The organism is Bradyrhizobium sp. FW305-F6 (assembly GCF_058782905.1).
In genome coordinates this window covers 839097-856637 of sequence record NZ_JBYSYD010000001.1, presented here as the reverse complement: position 1 = coordinate 856637, position 17541 = coordinate 839097, and the positions used below count along the sequence as shown (strand labels likewise).

The 17541-nt window shown below is 60.8% G+C and carries 15 protein-coding genes and 2 tRNA genes; 7 read left to right on the top strand and 10 right to left on the bottom strand.

The genetic code is table 11. The features are described from left to right. The first annotated feature begins 223 nt into the window (after positions 1-223). The 4 genes from AC3WLX_RS04225 (at position 224) to AC3WLX_RS04210 (ending at position 4295) form a co-directional block, all read left to right on the top strand. Positions 224-1888 carry an acetolactate synthase large subunit gene (locus tag AC3WLX_RS04225; protein WP_492334802.1) on the top strand — a complete coding sequence of 555 codons (1665 nt, stop codon included), beginning with the start codon at positions 224-226 and terminating at the stop codon, positions 1886-1888. A gap of 108 nt (positions 1889-1996) precedes the next feature. Continuing rightward, positions 1997-2344 carry a Lin0512 family protein gene (locus tag AC3WLX_RS04220; protein ID WP_018646107.1) on the top strand — a complete coding sequence of 116 codons (348 nt, stop codon included), beginning with the start codon at positions 1997-1999 and terminating at the stop codon, positions 2342-2344. 4 nt (positions 2345-2348) lie between these two features. Then, a complete protein-coding gene (locus AC3WLX_RS04215; protein ID WP_492334801.1) occupies positions 2349-3041 on the top strand; it encodes a GNAT family N-acetyltransferase in 693 nt (230 codons plus the stop codon). A 69-nt stretch (positions 3042-3110) separates the two neighbouring features. Further along, complete coding sequence (locus AC3WLX_RS04210; RefSeq protein ID WP_492334800.1) at positions 3111-4295, top strand: serine hydrolase domain-containing protein; 1185 nt, start codon at positions 3111-3113, stop codon at positions 4293-4295. 73 nt (positions 4296-4368) lie between these two features. Here AC3WLX_RS04210 and AC3WLX_RS04205 read toward each other — a convergent pair whose 3' ends face one another. The 4 genes from AC3WLX_RS04205 to AC3WLX_RS04190 all read right to left on the bottom strand — a co-directional run bounded on the left by AC3WLX_RS04205 (position 4369) and on the right by AC3WLX_RS04190 (position 7493). After that, positions 4369-5709, bottom strand: coding sequence for an RtcB family protein (locus AC3WLX_RS04205; RefSeq protein ID WP_492334799.1), 1341 nt, complete (start codon positions 5707-5709; stop codon positions 4369-4371). Positions 5710-5820: 111 nt separating this feature from the next. After that, positions 5821-7146, bottom strand: a complete 1326-nt coding sequence (locus tag AC3WLX_RS04200; RefSeq protein ID WP_492334798.1) for a vWA domain-containing protein — start codon at positions 7144-7146, stop codon at positions 5821-5823. A 107-nt stretch (positions 7147-7253) separates the two neighbouring features. Continuing rightward, positions 7254-7410, bottom strand: a tRNA-Arg gene (locus AC3WLX_RS04195). Positions 7411-7414: 4 nt separating this feature from the next. Continuing rightward, positions 7415-7493, bottom strand: a tRNA-Cys gene (locus tag AC3WLX_RS04190). An 897-nt stretch (positions 7494-8390) separates the two neighbouring features. Here AC3WLX_RS04190 and AC3WLX_RS04185 point away from each other — a divergent pair. Continuing rightward, positions 8391-9056: a DUF429 domain-containing protein gene (locus AC3WLX_RS04185; RefSeq protein ID WP_492334797.1), complete on the top strand. Its 666-nt coding sequence runs from the start codon at positions 8391-8393 to the stop codon at positions 9054-9056. 76 nt (positions 9057-9132) lie between these two features. Continuing rightward, positions 9133-9837 carry a glutathione S-transferase family protein gene (locus AC3WLX_RS04180; RefSeq protein ID WP_492334796.1) on the top strand — a complete coding sequence of 235 codons (705 nt, stop codon included), beginning with the start codon at positions 9133-9135 and terminating at the stop codon, positions 9835-9837. 12 nt (positions 9838-9849) lie between these two features. Here the strand turns inward: AC3WLX_RS04180 and AC3WLX_RS04175 are convergent, their stop codons facing one another. Beyond that, positions 9850-10221 (bottom strand): tRNA-binding protein, encoded by a 372-nt coding sequence (locus AC3WLX_RS04175; RefSeq protein WP_492334795.1) that lies wholly within the window; start codon positions 10219-10221, stop codon positions 9850-9852. A gap of 106 nt (positions 10222-10327) precedes the next feature. Here AC3WLX_RS04175 and AC3WLX_RS04170 point away from each other — a divergent pair, with 106 nt between their 5' ends. Further along, positions 10328-10684 carry an ArsC family reductase gene (locus AC3WLX_RS04170; RefSeq protein WP_291624751.1) on the top strand — a complete coding sequence of 119 codons (357 nt, stop codon included), beginning with the start codon at positions 10328-10330 and terminating at the stop codon, positions 10682-10684. Positions 10685-10687: 3 nt separating this feature from the next. Here AC3WLX_RS04170 and AC3WLX_RS04165 read toward each other — a convergent pair whose 3' ends face one another. From AC3WLX_RS04165 to AC3WLX_RS04145, 5 genes are all read right to left on the bottom strand, one after another. After that, on the bottom strand, positions 10688-11332 hold the full coding sequence (locus AC3WLX_RS04165) for a hypothetical protein (RefSeq protein ID WP_492334794.1): 645 nt from the start codon (positions 11330-11332) through the stop codon (positions 10688-10690). A gap of 235 nt (positions 11333-11567) precedes the next feature. Continuing rightward, positions 11568-12983, bottom strand: coding sequence for a DUF2357 domain-containing protein (locus AC3WLX_RS04160; RefSeq protein WP_492335912.1), 1416 nt, complete (start codon positions 12981-12983; stop codon positions 11568-11570). 209 nt (positions 12984-13192) lie between these two features. Then, a complete protein-coding gene (locus tag AC3WLX_RS04155) occupies positions 13193-15172 on the bottom strand; it encodes an McrB family protein (RefSeq protein ID WP_492334793.1) in 1980 nt (659 codons plus the stop codon). 48 nt (positions 15173-15220) lie between these two features. Beyond that, a complete protein-coding gene (locus AC3WLX_RS04150) occupies positions 15221-16282 on the bottom strand; it encodes a DNA cytosine methyltransferase (RefSeq protein WP_492334792.1) in 1062 nt (353 codons plus the stop codon). Beyond that, positions 16263-17504, bottom strand: a complete 1242-nt coding sequence (locus tag AC3WLX_RS04145; RefSeq protein WP_492334791.1) for a DNA cytosine methyltransferase — start codon at positions 17502-17504, stop codon at positions 16263-16265. The genes AC3WLX_RS04150 and AC3WLX_RS04145 overlap by 20 nt, the downstream gene beginning before the upstream one ends. Between the last annotated feature and the right edge of the window lie 37 nt (positions 17505-17541).

Here is a 17541-nt window from a genome sequence, read left to right as displayed (position 1 = left end):
AATCCGGCGCGATGATATGCGGATCTCCAGCCCCGAAATAGGCGTAGCGCTTCGGCATTCGTTCAGCTGCCGTCGGAGTTTGACGTGAGAGCGGTGTGCAGCTTCGGGAGACAGTTCCACGCCATCACGAATGCATTGTGATTTGTGCCTGTGCGGCGGACGGCTACCATGCCGCCAGGCTGCCGTGACACATTCACGAACCAGCACAGCAAGCGGAGACGACATGAGCGGGCAGGAACGCAAGGTCAAGGGATCGGATCTATTCGTCGCGGCGCTGGAGAACGAAGGTGTCGACAAAATCTTCGGCATTCCCGGCGAGGAGAACCTGGACCTGGTGGAATCGCTGCGCGCTTCCAGGATCGAACTGGTCCTGACCCGTCACGAGCAGGCCGCCGCCTTCATGGCCGCCACATATGGAAGGCTGACGGGCAAGCCCGGTGTTTGCCTGTCGACGCTCGGCCCCGGTGCTCTCAACCTGTCGACCGGCGCAGCCTATGCGCATCTCGGTGCCATGCCGATGATCCTGATCACCGGCCAGAAGCCGATCATGAGCAGCAGACAGGCGCGCTTCCAGATCGTGGACGTGGTCGCGACCATGAAGCCTCTGACGAAGCTGTCGCGTCAGATCGTCAGCGCCTCCAGCATTCCGACCGTGGTGCGCGACGCCTTCCGCGTCGCGATGGAGGAGCGGCCCGGCCCTGTCCATCTCGAACTGCCAGAGGACGTCGCCGGCGACGAAGTGCCCGCGGTCCCCGTGATCCCGGTCCATCCGATCGAGATCCCGGTCGCCCATCGTGCGGCGCTTGATCGCGCTGCCGAGATGATCCTGGCAGCCGAGCGTCCGCTGGTGATGATGGGCGCGGCAACCAGCCGGCCGCGGTCGACACACGGCATTGCGAGTTTCGTGCGCCGCACCGGCATCCCGTTCTTCACGACGCAAATGGGCAAGGGCACCGTGCCCGGCGGCACCAATCTCTACATTGGCACGGCCGCGCTGTCCGAGCGTGACTACGTCCATGACGCCATCGACGCCGCCGACCTGATCGTCGCCATCGGCCACGACCCGATCGAGAAGCCGCCTTTCATCATGGGACCATCCGGGCTGAAGGTCATTCACGTCAGCTATACTTCGGCCAGCGTCGAGCAGGTCTACTTTCCGGACGCCGAGGTCGTCGGCGATGTCGGCCCGAGCCTCGAGCTGCTGGCGGATCGGCTCGAAGGCAAGCTGCCGCAAGCGGCAGCGCTGCTGCCGCTACGGGAGGAAATCCTGGCTCACATCGCCGATCGCGCCACCGAGGCGCGCTGGCCGCCGACGCCGCAGCGCATCGTGCACGACATCCGCCAGGTGATCCCCGAGAACGGCATCGTCGCGCTCGACAACGGCATGTACAAGATCTGGTTCGCGCGCAACTACCGCACGCGCCTCGCCAATACGCTGCTGCTCGACAACGCGCTGGCGACCATGGGTGCCGGCCTGCCGTCGGCGATGATGGCCGCGATGCTCTATCCCGACCGCCGCGTGCTCGCGGTCGCCGGCGACGGCGGCTTCATGATGAACAGCCAGGAAATGGAGACGGCGGTCCGCCTCAAGCTCAATCTGGTCGTGCTCGTGCTGGAGGACAACGCCTATGGCATGATCCGCTGGAAGCAGGCCGTCGATCAATTCGCCGATTACGGCATGACCTTCGGCAATCCGGACTTCGTCCTCTATGCGAAGGCCTATGGCGCCAAGGGCCATCGCATCGAGAGCATCGACAGCTTTGTCCCGACGCTCGACGCTGCTTTCAGGGAAGGCGGCGTGCATCTGGTCTCGATCCCGATCGATTATTCGGAGAACGTGCGGGTACTCGTCGACGAGCTCAGGGCGCATAAGAAATCGAAGGCGTGAAAGCGATAGTCTCGTGCCCCGTCCGGGACACGAGAGGATGGCCAAACTTGTGTCGCGGTCTCATATCGCAGACACTTGCAATCACCACACCAACCACAGGAATATCAAATGACCCGCGTTCGTTGTGTCACAGAGATGGGCATGGGCGTCGACGTTCACGGCCGGGACGCCACCAAGGCGGCGAAGCGCGCGGTATCGGATGCCATCAGGCATTCCAGCCTCGGCTTCTTCCGCATGATCGGCAAGACCGCCAACGACATGTTCGTCGACGTCACGATCGGCGTGCCCAATCCCGAGGCGGTGGACAAGGAAGCGGTTGCGAAGGAGCTGCCTTACGGCACCGTGACCGTCACTGCGGTCAAGGGCGGGCTGGAGATTCCCTCGGCCACGGAAGTCGCCAACGATCCCATCCTCATCGCCAATGCGGCCGTGATCGTCAGCTTCGACAAGGACTAGGCCAATGTCCGACAGCGACGAGTCGCTGCTGGATCACCCGATCTGGAGCGCGCTGACGACGAGCCAGAAGCACCTGGCCGAAGGTGGCGCCCGCGCTTTGCGCTATCCCGTCGACATGACGCCGTTTGCCGATATGGCCGACATGTCCGAGGCGAGCTTTGCCGCGCTCGGCGACCTCATGTCGGGCTCGCAGGTCGCGGTGCTGTTCACGCCCGAGCCGGTCGAAATTCCCGCCGGCTTCAAGGTGCTGCTCGCCCAGCCCGGCGAGCAGATGGTCGGCTCGCCCGCCGACACTCCGCTGCGTGATGCCGAGATCGTCCGCCTCGGCGCGACCGATGTTCCCTCCATGATGGCGCTGACGGAGCTGACCAAGCCCGGGCCGTTCGCGGCGCGGACGCATGAGCTCGGCACCTTCCTCGGCATCCGCGTTCGCGGCGAGCTGGTCGCCATGGCCGGCGAGCGAATGAAGCCGGGCAATTTCACCGAGATGACGGCGGTCTGCGTGCATCCTGTTCATCGCGGTCGCGGTTACGCGCAGGCGTTGCTCGCCGCCATCGCGCGCCAGATCGAGGCGCGCCGGGAAATTCCGTTTCTGCACGTGTTCTCGAGCAATACCTCTGCCATTGCGCTGTACAAGCGGCAGGGCATGCGGATTCGACGCCGCCTGCAGGTCACCGTGCTGATGAAGCAGGGATGAGCTGCACTGCGGGCTTCATATCCGCCGAATTCGCGCTATATCGATCCCAACCACGATAGGGGGAAGCACATGGACGCCAGAACGCCTGATTTTTCCGCCGTACGGACGGCAATGCAGCGCTATGTCGATCAGGAGATCATTCCGGGCGTATCCTGGGCCGTGCTGCGCGGACGCGATATTGTCGACCAGCAATGCGTCGGCTTCGCCGATCGCGAGGCCAGCACGACGCTTCGGCCAGACCATATCTTCCGCGCGTTCTCCAACACCAAGATCTTCGTCACCTGCGCCATCATGCTGCTCGTCGAGGAAGGCCGCATCGGGCTCGATGATCCCATCGAAAAAGTCCTGCCGCAACTCGGCAATCGCAAGGTGTTGAAGCAGGGCGCGACGAGCCTCGCGGACGTCGAGGCCGCAAAAGGCCCGATCACGATCCGGCAACTTCTGACCCACACCTCCGGCCTCAGCTACGGCATCTTCGATCCCGGCACGGTGCTGTTCAAAGGCTACAACGATGCGCGAGTGCTCAATCCGTTGACGGCACTCTCGGACCTGATCGACAAGCTCGCCGATCTGCCGCTGTCCTATCACCCTGGCACGGCCTGGGAATATTCGGTCGCGACCGACGTGCTCGGCCGTGTCGTCGAAGTCGTCTCGGGCCAACCGCTCGACGTCTTCCTCAAATCGCGCATCTTCGATCCCCTCGGCATGGCCGACACCGGTTTCCATGTCCCCGAAGCGCAGCAGGGCAGGCTGGTCGCGCTCTACAACGGCGCCGATGTGCTCGACCCGATGAAGCCGGGTCTCACGCGCGCCGACAATCTGCCGTTTCCGCAAGCCTATCGGCGGCCGTTCCCGCGGCTCTCGGGCGGCGGCGGTCTGGTCTCGACCTTGCCTGACATGCTCGCGCTGGTCCGCGCGCTGCTGCCCGGGTCTGACGCGCTGCTGAAGCCGGAGACGCTGCGGCTGATGATGACGAACCAGCTTCCGGCAGGGCAAACCATCCGTTTCGCAACGCTCGGGCCGATTCCCGGCAAGGGCTTTGGTCTCGGCGGCGCCGTCACCTTCGCGCCGACGCCCCTCGATCCCCCGAATTCGTCCGGCGAGTTCCAATGGGGCGGCCTCGCCGGAACCCATTGGTGGATCTGCCCCGAGGCAAATACCGCGGGCGTGCTGATGGCCCAGCGCTATATGGGTTTCTGGAACCCGTTCTTCTTCGAGTTCAAGCGCCTGGCGTACCGGGCGGTCGGAGGCTGACAGAGCCGGTCCAGGTTTACACGGGAATGAAACGAGACGAGCGGGACGCACCGCGTCCCGCTCGTCATTCATGTCAGTCCTTCCACGGATCGAACTCGCCTTCGCCGGCCATGGCGACGGCGAACGGCCGCAGCGTGTGCAGCACCTTCACGGTGCCGGCGTGCTGGGCCAGCACGTCGGGCAGGCGGCGATAGGCCATCGGGCTCTCGTCGAGGTCGGCACCGATCAAGGTGACGCCGCGCTCGTTGAGCCACCGGTCCATCTCCGCGCGCGAGAAGCGGCGCTTTGCTTCCCTCCGTCCGAACAAGCGGCCGGCGCCGTGCACGGTCGAGTAGAGCGAGGCCCGGGCTTCCGGGCTGTCGACGCCTTCGAGGATGACGGCGTCGTCGCCCATGGAGCCGCCGACGAATCCCTTCTGGCCAGGAAACGCCGGTGTCGCGCCCTTGCGCACCACCCACAAATCCTTGCCGTCGTGGGTCTCACGCCAGGCATAGTTGTGGTGGTTGTGCACGCTCTCGGTGACGCTGCCGCCGATGATCTGGCGGACGCGCTCGACGACCCACTCGCGGCCCGCATAGGCATAACGCCCGGCGAGCTGCATCGCCGCGATGTAGCGGCGTCCGAGTTCGCTATCCTCGTCGACCACGGCGGGCGGGACGTTCATACCGTCCTTGCCGCCGGCGGCCTTGAGGTAGCGCGTTGCGGAGGTATGTCCGAGACCGCGGCTACCGAAGTGGACGCCGATCCAGACGAAGCCTTCCTCGTCGCGCATGAGGTCGACATAGTGGTTGCCCGATCCGACCGTGCCGAGCTGGGCCACCGCCTTCTGGCGGTAGGACTCCATATCGCTCTCGCGCCAGGCATCGCCGTCGTCGAACAGGTCATGCTCGGCCCGTTCGGCATTGGCGCGGCCGACGCCGAACGAGATCACCTTGGCGACGTCGCGGATGATCGTCGGCACGAGGCTCGCGATGTCGTCGAAGCGGGTGTCGAGCCGGGCCGCCATGTTGCCGCAGCCGATGTCGAAGCCGACGCCGGAGATGCTGATCTGCTTCTCATAGGCGATGACCCCGCCGACCGGCTGGGCGTAACCAAGATGGCCGTCGGCGCAGATCACGCCGGAGACGACGTTGCCGATGGCCATGCAATTGCGCATCTGCGCGACGGTCGCATCCTCGTGCGGGCCGAAGATCTTCAGCGGCGCATTCTGGAAGCGGGCATCCTGCATCCGGAACTCGGCGATCGAGCTCGCAGTCGCGTTGGCCTCGCGGGCGAGATGCTCCTTGCGCGCGGCGTCCTTGTAGAGGCACCAGGCCGGCTGGCCGCGTCCTTCGCCGACGCGCGAGTCGGGATCGACACCGGCGGCGAGGCAGAGCTCGCGGGCGCGTTCCATGTAGGGATCGGGTCGTCGCATGGTCGTGGGTCCTTGTCATTCCACGCGCACCATAACCGGGGCGGGTGGATCATTTCAGAGATTTCGCTGGCCCCGGGCGCGGCTCGCGTCCGGGGCCGTTGTTGTTGCGCATCAGTTCAACGCTGTCTCCGATGCCGCGATCCACGCGACCACGGCTTCGGAGAAGCCGTTGACGCGCGTCCAGGCGCCGTGGCCGACACCGTGCTGATACGAGGCCACGTTGACCATGGTGCCGCGCGCGCTGGGCTCGGGCACCTGGTCGTGGCTCTGCTCGTCGGTGAAGACGATCAGGCGATCGCCCTTGCGGTCGATCTCCGTCACGGCCTTGCCGAGATAGGTTCCGCCGTGCGGTTGCGAGTTGATGATCGCATCCCTCAGCGCGAAGCCGCGGCGGGACGGGACCTTCACCACCTCATTGCTGAAGGTGAAGATCTCGACCTCGTCGCAGATCTCGCGCGCGAGGATGGCAAGGCCACACGCGGCCTCCGCACGCGTCATTTCCGACTGCGCGGAGAGTGTCGCGAACATCGAGCCCGACACGTCGATCAGGAGCCGCGTCCGGCCCGGAAGCCGCACATGGTCCTTGATCGACTTGAGCATCGCAACCTCGAACTCGGGCTCGAAGTCCGGCGCATAGCGCGCCGCGGTGATGAAGCGATAGGGAAGGATACGATCCGTCCGCATCGCCTCGATCGCGCCTGCGATGGTCTCGCGCGGGACCTGCGCGTTCTGCATCAGCCGCAGATTGCGCAAGAGCGCCAGGCCGCCGAGCTTCTTCTCGGAGATCAGCCGCTCGAAGGTCTCGCGCTTGCTCTTGCCGGCGGAGAGCGAAACCTCCCAGGTATCGGGGGAGGCGAGCTCGCCATCGACGAGCTGCTTCCACACCTTTTCCTGCTCGGCATCCTTCGGCTTGGCGTGCACCAGGAACAGCACGTCCCTGATCCGCACCGCGCCGTCGCGGTCCCACTTGGCGAGCTGATAGGCGTCGAACTTGGTCAGCGCGCGGGCAAGACCCTTCTTGACCTGCGCGGAGACCGGCTGACGCTTGCGCTGCTGCATCGGCCCCAGCGCATCCGCCCAGTAGATCGCGAGCAGCTCCGTCATCTCGTCGGGGCGCTGGATCACGCGGGCGAGCGTGTCGGCCACGAGCGCGCGGTGCTTCTCGCTGCGCGCCATCTCGCGGATGACGAGCAACGGCGCGTGCCGCAGCTTCATCACCTCGCGCGCCTCGATCGCGAGCTGCGCGACCTTGGCGGGCCCGACCTTGGGCACGAGCGACTTGATGCGGTCGGCAATCGCAACGCCGTCCTCATAGAACTGGTCCTCCCACAGGAGGCAGTTCATCAGCGCGCGCTTCAGCTCCATCTCGGGCGTGAAGCGAATTGCGCGCGCGCCCTCCCGCGTGAAGGCGCGAACGATCTTGTTGAGCCTGACCATGATGGCCTCCTCTTAGGTTGATGGGCATGGAAACGGGTGCCGGGGAACAGGCGAGGCTGTACTGCCCTTGCGGGCAAGTCACATGCTCTACCGCTGAGCTACGGACTTTCGTCCGGAAGGAGTCGAACCTTCGACATTGCGATCCGAAGTAACAGCACTCTTCACCACCGGCGGTGGTCAAGGGAACACGATCCGGGAACGGGCGATTGCTGTACCCGACGAGCCGAAGCTCGCCGGAAAGCGCTCTATCCACTGAGCTACCGGTGCATGGGACACCGGGCGGGATTCGAACCCGCGACCTCTCGCGTTGCAGGCGAAGTAACAGAAATCTTCACCACGGATCGTGTAGGGGTTGGCGGGGAACGGGCGATGCTGTTGCCGCTCCGAGGAGCAAGAACTGAGCTACGGCATTTCAGCCGGCGAGATTCGAACTCGCGACCTCCGTCCTGGCAAGCCGGGACGGCGCTCTACCGAAGTAACAGACATCTTCACCACCGCCAGGCCGATGCTGTCGCACCGGCCGCTGAGGGGTACGCTGGGGAACGGGCGATATCGGCTTCAGTGACGACAACGCAGGACCGTCCTTGCGGATGGACCTGCGCCGGGCCGCGTGCGTACCTTTTCCGAGGCCGCATCCCGGTGCGTGTGTCAAAGGCGGGAGGCATCACCCGCTTTGCCTTGCGGAGAAGTATCCGACATCTTCACCACCAGCGTCGGCTGAGCCGCGACCATTCGCGGCAAACCGAATTACGAAAGTCTTCCGCGGCGCTGTCGACGCGCCGCATGTTGCGAACCCTTTTGGGCTCGCTCTGCCATCGGTGTCCGGCTCATCGCCTCGTTCCCTCCGGCAGGCCCCGCGCACTTGGGCACGCGCCTCTCCAGCGCGAGCCCCGAGATCCGGGTCTCTCGTTCCGGCCATGGCCGGGATGTTCGGTGGAGCCGCGCGGCGGGCAACAAAAAACCCTCCGGAGCGGCAGGCTCGGAAGGGTCCGTGAGAAGCGGACTGTCGATCTTGCGGTCAGGCAAGATCGCTCCCATGAGCCGGGCATGCGGAATCGAATAGCTTTGGGCTATTCGGCATGCGGACAACTCTTTCGTAGCGGTGCGACATCGCTCGGTTCATGGTGTCTGTCGCAGGCGGAAGTGCTTGCGAGGGCGCGGGACATACGCCCGCAACTTGCGGATGTCAAGCGAGGCGCGTGTGAAAATTGCAGGACACTGACGACAACACACGGATGCCTGTCGTGCCGAGCTATCTCGGCCTCGACGGATTTCGCTTCGGCTGGGTCGCTGCCTGGATCGACGAACGGGGCAATCACGGCTTCGACTATTCACCGGGCCTGACGCGCCTGCTCGCGATGCCGCATACGCGCGCGATGATCGACATGCCGATCGGATTGAATCCGAGCGGCTATCGCGCCTGCGATCTGCGCGCGCGCGAACTGGTCGGCCCCGCCGTGTTTCTCGGCGCGCGCCGCGACCTCTGGACCTTCCCGGATATGGCGGCGGCCAATCGCCATTACTGGAAGCACGAAGGCGAGGGCAGGGGTGTGTCGGCGCAACTCTGGAATATCAGGGACAAGATGAAGGAGGTCGATGACGCCATGACGCCGGCGCGGCAGGCGACGATCGGCGAAGCGCATCCCGAATTGATCTTCTGGAATCTGGCCGGGCGCGTGCGGCTCGAGAAGAAGACCTCGCCGCGCGGCCGCGAGCAGCGCATCGCGCTGCTGAGAGACCGCGGCTTCACCAAGATCGAGCGATGGTTGAAGCTACGCCACGGCACCGGCATCGGCCGCGACGATCTCCTCGATGCCTGTGCCTGCGCGGTCGCTGCGCGCGACAGCACGCAGCGCGTCGGTGGAGATGAGCGCGACCCACGCGGACTGCGGATGGAGATCAATTATTGAGTGCTGCAATTGAGCCTTGCAGCCCTGCGCGCCCCACTTAGATTAGGCGCGCGTCAACATCAGCCCCAAGGTCCCGATGTCCGATCTCTCCAGCTTTCCGATCACCAAGCGTTGGCCTGCGAAACATCCCGAGCTGCTCCAGCTTTATTCCTTGCCGACGCCGAACGGCGTCAAGGTCTCGATCATGCTGGAGGAGATCGGATTGCCCTATGAGGTGCATCTGGTCGATTTCGGCAAGGACGATCAGAAAACACCGGAATTTCTCTCGCTCAATCCCAACGGCAAGATTCCGGCGATCCTCGATCCCAATGGTCCCGGCGGCAAGCCGCTGCCGCTGTTCGAGTCCGGGGCGATCCTGCACTATCTCGCGGAGAAGACCGGCAAGCTGCTGCCGCAGGATGCCGCGCGCCGCTACCAGACGCTGCAATGGCTGCACTTCCAGATGGGCGGCGTCGGGCCGATGTTCGGCCAGGTCGGCTTCTTCCACAAATTCGCCGGCAAGGATTTCGAAGACAAGCGGCCCCGCGACCGCTACGTCACCGAGGCGAAACGCCTGCTCGGCGTGATGGACACGCATCTCGCCGGCCGGCAATGGTTCATGGATGACGACTACACCATCGCCGATATCTCCATGCTCGGCTGGGTGCGCAACCTCATCGGCTTCTACGGCGCGGGCGATCTCGTCGAATTCAGCCAGTTCAAGGCGGTCGGTGCCTGGCTCGAGCGCGGCCTTGCGCGCCCGGCGGTGCAGCGCGGGCTGAACATTCCGGCAAGGCCCTGACCAGGCCTGAGGCTAGAACAGCCGTCCGCCGTTCGGCACGGGCTTGCTCGGCTGCACCAGCACCACCTTGCCATTGGCATCGGGGAAGCCGAGCGTCAGCACCTCGGAGACGACAGGGCCGATCTGGCGCGGCGGAAAATTGACGACCGCCGCGACCTGTTGCCCCACGAGCGTTTCGAGCGGGTGGTGTTCGGTGATTTGGGCCGAGCTCTTGCGCACGCCGATGGTCGGGCCGAAATCGATCCATAGGCGCCAGGCCGGCTTGCGGGCCTCCGGAAACGGTTGTGCGTCCACGACGGTGCCGACACGGATGTCGACAGCGAGGAAGCTGGCGAAGTCGATGGTCGGTGAAGGGGCGGCTGCTGGGTCGTGGCTGACGTGCATGGGATGTCCGTTTCGAGAGTTGGCTTCGTCCGCGATATTGTCGCGCGAAGCGGAGTTTCGTACAACGCCCCGGGGATCACGACACGACGCACGCGCGAGGAACGCCTTGCCCACCATCATCTACGGCATCAAGAACTGCGACACCATGAAGAAGGCCCGCGCCTGGCTCGACGCCCACGGCGTGGCTTACGCGTTTCACGACTACAAGACGGCGGGTGTGGAGAAGGACAGGCTCAAGCAGTGGAGCGACAAGGTCGGGTGGGAGACGCTGCTCAATCGCGCCGGGACGACCTTCAAGAAGCTGCCCGACTCCGACAAGGACGGGCTCACCGAGAAGAAGGCGCTGGCCTTGATGCTGGCGCAACCGTCGATGATCAAGCGGCCGGTGCTGGAGATCGGCGGCAAGCTGCTGGTCGGCTTCAAGCCGGACATCTACGCCAAAGAGGTCGCGGCCAAGCGCTAGGATCTAGTTAAGCTCGATGGTCTCGGAGACGTCGGAGCTGGGCTGGTCGGAGAGCTCGACGAGTTCGGCCGTCGCGATGCGGCCGGGGGCGCGGTGAAACAGGTCGCGGTCGATTACGGCGCGCGATCGGGGACGCGGCGGCGCGTCATTTCCGCGCATCAGATTCTTGATTTCGAAGCCGCCGTCCTCGCAGAAGGTCTTCACCGAGGCGATGACGTGGCTGACCTTGCCGTCGGTCAGGAACGGCAGCAGCAGCCGTTCATACGCGACGATTCGTCCGTAGATGTCGTCGACGTCGGCAACGCTGTAGACCGGAAGCCCGCGCGCGACGCATTCATGGTAGATCGGCATCACGAACGGCGCGAGCCGCGGTCCGACATAGTCGTGCAGCAGGACGCCCTTGCCGGTATGTCCATAGGCGCTCGAGATGCGCGTGCCTTCGCTCTGGATGGTGAGGTGCGGCGCCGGGCCCGAACCGTCTACCGTGTAATAAATGAGATCGGACAGCTCTTCGTCGAGCCGCGCGGGCTGGTACTCCCAGATCGCCGGCGAGGCCTGCTGGCGCGCATAAAGTCGCAGCCACGTGTTCAGGAGATCGCGTTGCCGGATCGACTTGACGACGGAGGGAGCGGCGCTTGCAAAATTCAAAGCAATATTCTCGCACGTGAAAACCCGCGCATGGTCCCACTTGCAGGAAAATTTTCGATGAAGGCTGGCGCGACGGACGAAAGACCGTTAACGACGGCTTGATGGCCGGTGTCTTGCGAACCGGAGGCCGGGCAGGCATACATCAAGGCTTCACCAAAGGCGGTCCGCGCGGCCTGATCGCTTCGCGTGCCTTGTTTTTCTCCTGCAAACCTCTGCGCTTAACACGTAGCGTACACTATCTCGTCTGCTTTGCTCGCTCATCCAATGCTTTAAGAGATACGTCCAGGAGCCTAGAGAAGGTATTTGGATCCGAGGCCGGGAGAAGGGCCATTATACTTGGCCGATCGAGCGGAAAGTTCCCAGGAAAGGGGGGCAACCCAGATGGTCTTGGTGACAATGCGACAGCAGCTTTGACTAGGCGATTGCCGCCTGAATCCAAAATGGCATCCCGATAAACATGCATGTCACGGATACCATCTTTCAAAGATGCTCCGCTCCTGTACTTGGGATCGAGGATTACGAGAGCTTCACACAGGCCTGTAGTTGACCTTTGCGAGATACAAACGTCGGGCACCGCGTCGACTACAAGCGTTCTTGCTCCGTCTCGGGAAGGCGTGGTGCTTATTCTGCGCTGGTAGGTTATTTGGCGATGATCATCCAAAGGTATCTCGGTGTCGTCCCCCCTTGAAAGGGTAAAGCCCAAGAGAGTCGGCGATACGCATGCCTTTAGTATGTCCGCGATCTTCTTTCGAGAAATTGGAAAGCGCTCACTAACGGCCGCGAGTAGGCCGACATAACACCACAACTCGTACAGTTGATAGGTTCGATCGATAGGAACAGCGGGTGCTATGAACTTAGCTGTACTCAATCCAGCTCGCATCCTAGACATGGCTGAGAACGCAGAGGCATATTGCGGATGCAAGCGAAAAATACTGGTCGCATACAACGACGTCTCAGCTGCAATTCCGGTGAAAACTGATCTTCGCATTGTGGCGGCTAATCGGGACCGCCATCTAGATATCCGATCGCGATATACTTGGCGGGTTATCGCGCTAAGTTCTTCACTAGAGGTTCTAGACAGGTCAGCGAAAATTCGTGCAAGTTTAGCGTCGAGCCATCGTATGAAGCCTAAGATGGCCCGATGCTCGTAGATGTCGGTGGTCTCCCGCCTCCTTGTCTCCTGAATGCCCGGGATCCACTGTCCGCCAAGGCTTCCAACGAGCTTTGGCGCAGCCAGTGCTTCGCTTCCCGTAGCTACGCGTGAGCGGCCATTTCGTATTGCGAATCCTATTGCTCGATCGTGAACTCGTCGCGCCTTCAAAATACTGGTATTCTTTGAATACGATTGCAGCAGGCGCACTGGGTGGTTCGCAATCCTCTCTATAGCTCGTTCAAAAATGTCAAAATTTGTCCTAATTAATTCATGCGCGACAATGTTTGCCTGAGCGCCTGTGGCGTTAGCCGAGGCGGGGACGGTCACTGCACTATGCCGATATAGCGCGAGGGTAGCACGCGCTATATCAGCGACCATTAGCGCGTACTCATTGCGTGTAAGCTTAGCCTTGGCTGGCTCGATCTCGAGACTAGCGTTGAAAACGGTGCGGCCGCGGTGTAGGAGTGCAATCCTAAGGTCTCCTGCATAAAAATCCATTCTTAGAGGGATGTAGGAGGCATGACGACCGTTGAAGTGCCGAAGCGGCACATCATTGATAGCCAAACTCCAATCTTCTGTGAGGGCAGAATGAAAGAGGCTGACTTCTATTTCGTATTCCTTTGCTTCGCTAAGGAATCCGGCAGGAACCTGCGGAGTTGGAACTAGCTGATAGGCTGTATCGCTGCCAACCTCCCTAATCAGTGCCGTTAGTTCCAGAATTGGAAGCTCCCCAGTCGCTCTAAGTCGCGCCGCATACGTGCAATGATCCTAACAGCGTCGCTATCGGGCTCAAGCGCCATGCAAGTGCTTTCTAGCTTCGCCAGCGGCTCAATCCATCTGTCACCTTCGCCACGAACCTTTACTAGGACTTTCTGACACAGTTGTGCATCCAGCGCCTTGAGGACGGCTAGTTTTCCGTCGGAGCTCAATTTGGCTTCTTCTATAAAGCGCACCATCGCGCGTCCTGTTCTATATCCGAAATGAGTATCCACCGTTCGGAGAGTGGTCCAGACACCGCCGAGAATGGCAAGGATCAGCTCCCTTTCGGCGGAATCGAGCGCCGCCGCAGAGTCTAGCCATACCTTCAGACGCGGCAGAAAATCGATGTCGCTCGTATCGATAACCTGCGCGCGATCAAGCACTTTGTCACTGATTCCAAGTGTGGATTCATCGACGTTTATAGTTCCGAATAGAAAGAGAGTTTTCGGCCAAACGAGATCTCTGGGAAGGCTAGTGTCTCCACGAACGTCAAGCGTTATCGGATTGCCCGACTCCATGGCACTCAAACAATCCGCCAAATAGTATTCAACACGAGCCAAATTCATCTCATCGAGACAAACAAAAACCGGGGCGGAAGAGCCTTGGGCAGCCATAAGGGCATCGAGGAATTTCTCTCTTACATACTGTTGGCCAACTGGATCGAAATGACCTAAGAGCGGCGCTCCATCGGTCCAATCAGGCCGCACTTCGAGAACTGTCAGATAAGGGCGGTCGACTATGCCCGCGCCATACACAGCTTTTGCAACGGCTGCGACAAGTCGTGATTTTCCTGTTCCGCTAACGCCACGCAAGATGATGAAATTCTTCCCATCACCAGATCGAAGAGCCGCAACTATGGATGCAAGCAGCCTGTCCGAAAAGGCTAGCTCCGGTTCATACTTTTCAATAGCGCCCCTTAACGTTGCCAAAGTCAATTCGCTGATTTTAGTAGACACCACTAGCGCGGGTGGCGGGGGAAGAGCTGTGCTGGCCGTAGCGGAGCCTTCACAGAACCACTCTGTCCATTCTTGATCCGTGGCAAATTTCTTTGCAGGTGGTGCCATCGCAACCCCGGACTGAATAATGTCTCGGACCTCCGGGGGTATACTCCAATAGCCGCCGCCGCCGCTTCCAGGAGATGCCAACAACAGCTCTCCGAAACCTGCCCGCTTTAGAAAAGGGGTCATTCGTTGGTCTCTTAGCTGGCCCTCTGGCGACTTACCCTCTGGAGCGGATGCTTCTGCGGGGTGAGTGCGTGCGTTTAGCGGACCGGCATCGTTCGAGGTACCTCCGATAAAAAGTGAATACCCGGGCTGGGTCCGAGCTTCCCGTATCCTATCTATTGCAGCGTCAATTTCGGAGTCCTTGAGAAGTCGCATGAGTTCACGATTGACCTCATCCCAATGCACCTTCCAGTCTAATTTCGAGGCTGCTCTCAATATCGCATAGTAGGGATGAATGTCACATCCAGCAGGCAAACTGTGTTCAACTGGATTATCGAACTGATAGCGACGGAGAGATTCGAACGCTTCGCGGGCCAAGATGAGACGCATCCCCTCAGGTCGCGAGGCGTCACGAAGAATTCGACCGAGACGACCGAGCCGGGTTCGCCCTTCACCAGGGTATAATATAGCCATCCGTTCAAAAATCTTATGCCACCGGCGGGGCCGTTTAAGATCTATCCCGGTTATGCTTTTGACCTCATCTTCTGAGCGGCCCTGATGACCTTCCATGCGCAACAAAGCGTCGAGCGCAGTGGAGGGGGTGTACTTCCCAGTAAACTCACCTAGCTGCGGAGAATCGCGATCTGGCGCAGGCCAACGCAGCGTGCCATCAGGAGCCCGGTCGTAATCCTGGGTTCCGGACGTCGGAAACGCTGGTTCGTCCACATCAATGAACGAGCCTTCATCTAAAGTTGTAGAGCTCAATCGATTCCTCCCACGCGTGGCCGATAATCGGAGGCCAGCGTGGATAAGTCAACGAGCGGCTGCCGCTTCCATTATCGCTCTCCCGAGCTGCTGAGCCAACATGGGTGGAACGGCATTGCCTACTTGTCGTGCTCCGTCTTCGCGATTGCCAGAGAATATGAACGAATCGGGAAATGTCTGGATCCTCGCTCCTTCACGTATTGTCAAGCTTCGGTCCTCTATCGGATGCGCGAAGCGGCCGCGGGTAAAACTATCGAACCTTGCTGTTAAGGTGACCGACGGTTGATCCCAAGCCAATCGGCCGTACACGTCCTTGTGCCTATGGCTTGGGTTATTCACATGACACGCCAATTGGAGTCGCAACGGAAGATGGTCGCGCCCTCCACCAGGCGGAACGTGGCGAATCCGTTCCAGGTTGATTGCGGATAATTTGGCTTCTCGATAGTGGTTCGCGATTTGTGGGTGCGGACTTCCATCTCTAGGTGGGCTGGGCAAATCGCCGATCGCGTCACGGACAGTACGCCGGCGCTTACCTGTAGTTGGCTGCGGAAAGACAAACTTTGAATTGAGGTCAGGGACAAATTCTCCGACCAGAAATGCGCGCCGCCTCGACTGAGGGACACCAAAATCGGCCGCGTCTAGAATTGCGGTGTGAATTACGTAGTCTAATCGGGAAGCTCTCAGGGCTAATTCGCGAAGAAAAGGGCGTCCGTGCTTTGACATAAGGGCACCAACGTTCTCCATGAGGAAAAATCGGGGCCGAATTTCCTCGATCATTCTCACAAAGTGCAGCACCAGTTCATTGCGTGGATCTTCCCGCTCGCCGCGTCGCTGAAGGGAAAAGCCCTGGCACGGAGGGCCACCGGCCAGAAGGAGGCATTCGCCTGTGCCAAGGTTGGCTTTCCGCAACAATTCACTCGCGGAGATCTCTTCGATCGCGGCGTTGACGATATGATTACCTATACAGTCAGTATAGGTACGTACTGCGACCGTATCGTTATCAACTGCTGCACCAATCGAGAAGCCCGCCTGGCTAAGTCCATATGAAAGACCTCCTGCGCCGCAGAACAGGTCGATTGCACAAGCATTGCTAACCCTCAGCGGCAGCACGACCACGCTCCCTTTGTCGTTTGATCCCATTGATCGTTACAGCAAAGCCAGGACCAACCGGGCTCTCGACGGCGATAGGGGGGACGCCCCGGTAGAAATCCTTTGACTGTTTGCCAGCTAACCGATTCGCGATGAATTCCCCAAATTTCTTGGAAACGAGCGGTGATACGGCATTTCCGACTTGCTTGAATCCATCATCGAATGGACCGCTGAATTGATAGTTGGCAGGAAATCCCTGCAGCAACGCTGCTTCTCGCGTAGTCAGGCCTCGATCTTGCTCTGGGTGCGCAAAACGCCCACACGATGGCGTCCTGCACCGCGCTGTGATAGTTACAGAAGGACGGCTCCACGAAAGCCGACCATATACATCAGTGTATCCGCCATGAGCCTTCCGGGTCCTATCCAAGCACGCGGGCCCAACGCCAACGGGACGATTGCCGCCATTCTTTGGGACACGACGAAGAATTTCGAGAGTACTTTCTCTGTGATTTGAGGCGACGTGCATCGGATCATCCGGATCCTTCTCTCCTGAGCGTAACGGTCGGAGATGCCCAATCGCATCACGAACAGTTCGATAATGTTCGGGCTGGAGCGGCGCATAAGGCAATTCAAATTCTTCCCTAAAGCCCATCACGATGGCGCGAAATCGCTCTTGTGGAAGACCGAATCCCGCCAAATTGTAAATTCCGCTTTTTACGTGCAATCCAGCCTTCGCTAGCTCTCGGCGTCCCGCAGCGAAATGGCGCCAATGATCTGCGGAGAAAAGATCAGGAACATTCTCCAGGAAGATCGCGTCCGGCTTGATCTGGGCTGCGATCCGGCAAAATTCGTGAAACAGGCTTCTCCTCGCATCTTGTCCGCGAATCGATTTTCTGTGCGCTGAAAAACCTTGGCAAGGTGAGCATCCAATTAGAAGGAGACGATCAAATCGCTCCCTCTTCCACGATGCAATTCGTTGACCAAGCTGCGTTGGATCTCCCGCGAGCTCTCTAATGTCGAGCCTAACGCAAGGCGCTCCAATCATTAGTTCAAAGGTTTTTCCACAATGTGGGTCGGTATCAATGCCTTCGATTATGTGGAATTCTGCTCCTGCCGTGACGGCCTGGAGACCTGCGCTAACGCCGCCCGAGCCACAGAAAAAATCAATCACACCGATCTTAAGCTTCTTGGAGTCGGCAATTCCAGGCGATGTCCGTTGAGTGCGAAAACGGGGCGGCTTCATGGTGTTCCCTGCATCTTCTTAGTGGAGATCTGAATAA

Excerpts from the sequence above, each read along its gene's own strand:
- AC3WLX_RS04210 (WP_492334800.1), top strand. The coding sequence starts at position 3,111 with ATGGACGCCAGAACGCCTGATTTTTCCGCCGTACGGACGGCAATGCAG.
- AC3WLX_RS04205 (WP_492334799.1), bottom strand. The coding sequence starts at position 5,709 with ATGCGACGACCCGATCCCTACATGGAACGCGCCCGCGAGCTCTGCCTC.
- AC3WLX_RS04180 (WP_492334796.1), top strand. The coding sequence starts at position 9,133 with ATGTCCGATCTCTCCAGCTTTCCGATCACCAAGCGTTGGCCTGCGAAA.
- AC3WLX_RS04220 (WP_018646107.1), top strand. The coding sequence starts at position 1,997 with ATGACCCGCGTTCGTTGTGTCACAGAGATGGGCATGGGCGTCGACGTT.
- AC3WLX_RS04175 (WP_492334795.1), bottom strand. The coding sequence starts at position 10,221 with ATGCACGTCAGCCACGACCCAGCAGCCGCCCCTTCACCGACCATCGAC.
- AC3WLX_RS04200 (WP_492334798.1), bottom strand. The coding sequence starts at position 7,146 with ATGGTCAGGCTCAACAAGATCGTTCGCGCCTTCACGCGGGAGGGCGCG.
- AC3WLX_RS04225 (WP_492334802.1), top strand. The coding sequence starts at position 224 with ATGAGCGGGCAGGAACGCAAGGTCAAGGGATCGGATCTATTCGTCGCG.
- AC3WLX_RS04215 (WP_492334801.1), top strand. The coding sequence starts at position 2,349 with ATGTCCGACAGCGACGAGTCGCTGCTGGATCACCCGATCTGGAGCGCG.
- AC3WLX_RS04145 (WP_492334791.1), bottom strand. The coding sequence starts at position 17,504 with ATGAAGCCGCCCCGTTTTCGCACTCAACGGACATCGCCTGGAATTGCC.
- AC3WLX_RS04160 (WP_492335912.1), bottom strand. The coding sequence starts at position 12,983 with ATGGATTTTTATGCAGGAGACCTTAGGATTGCACTCCTACACCGCGGC.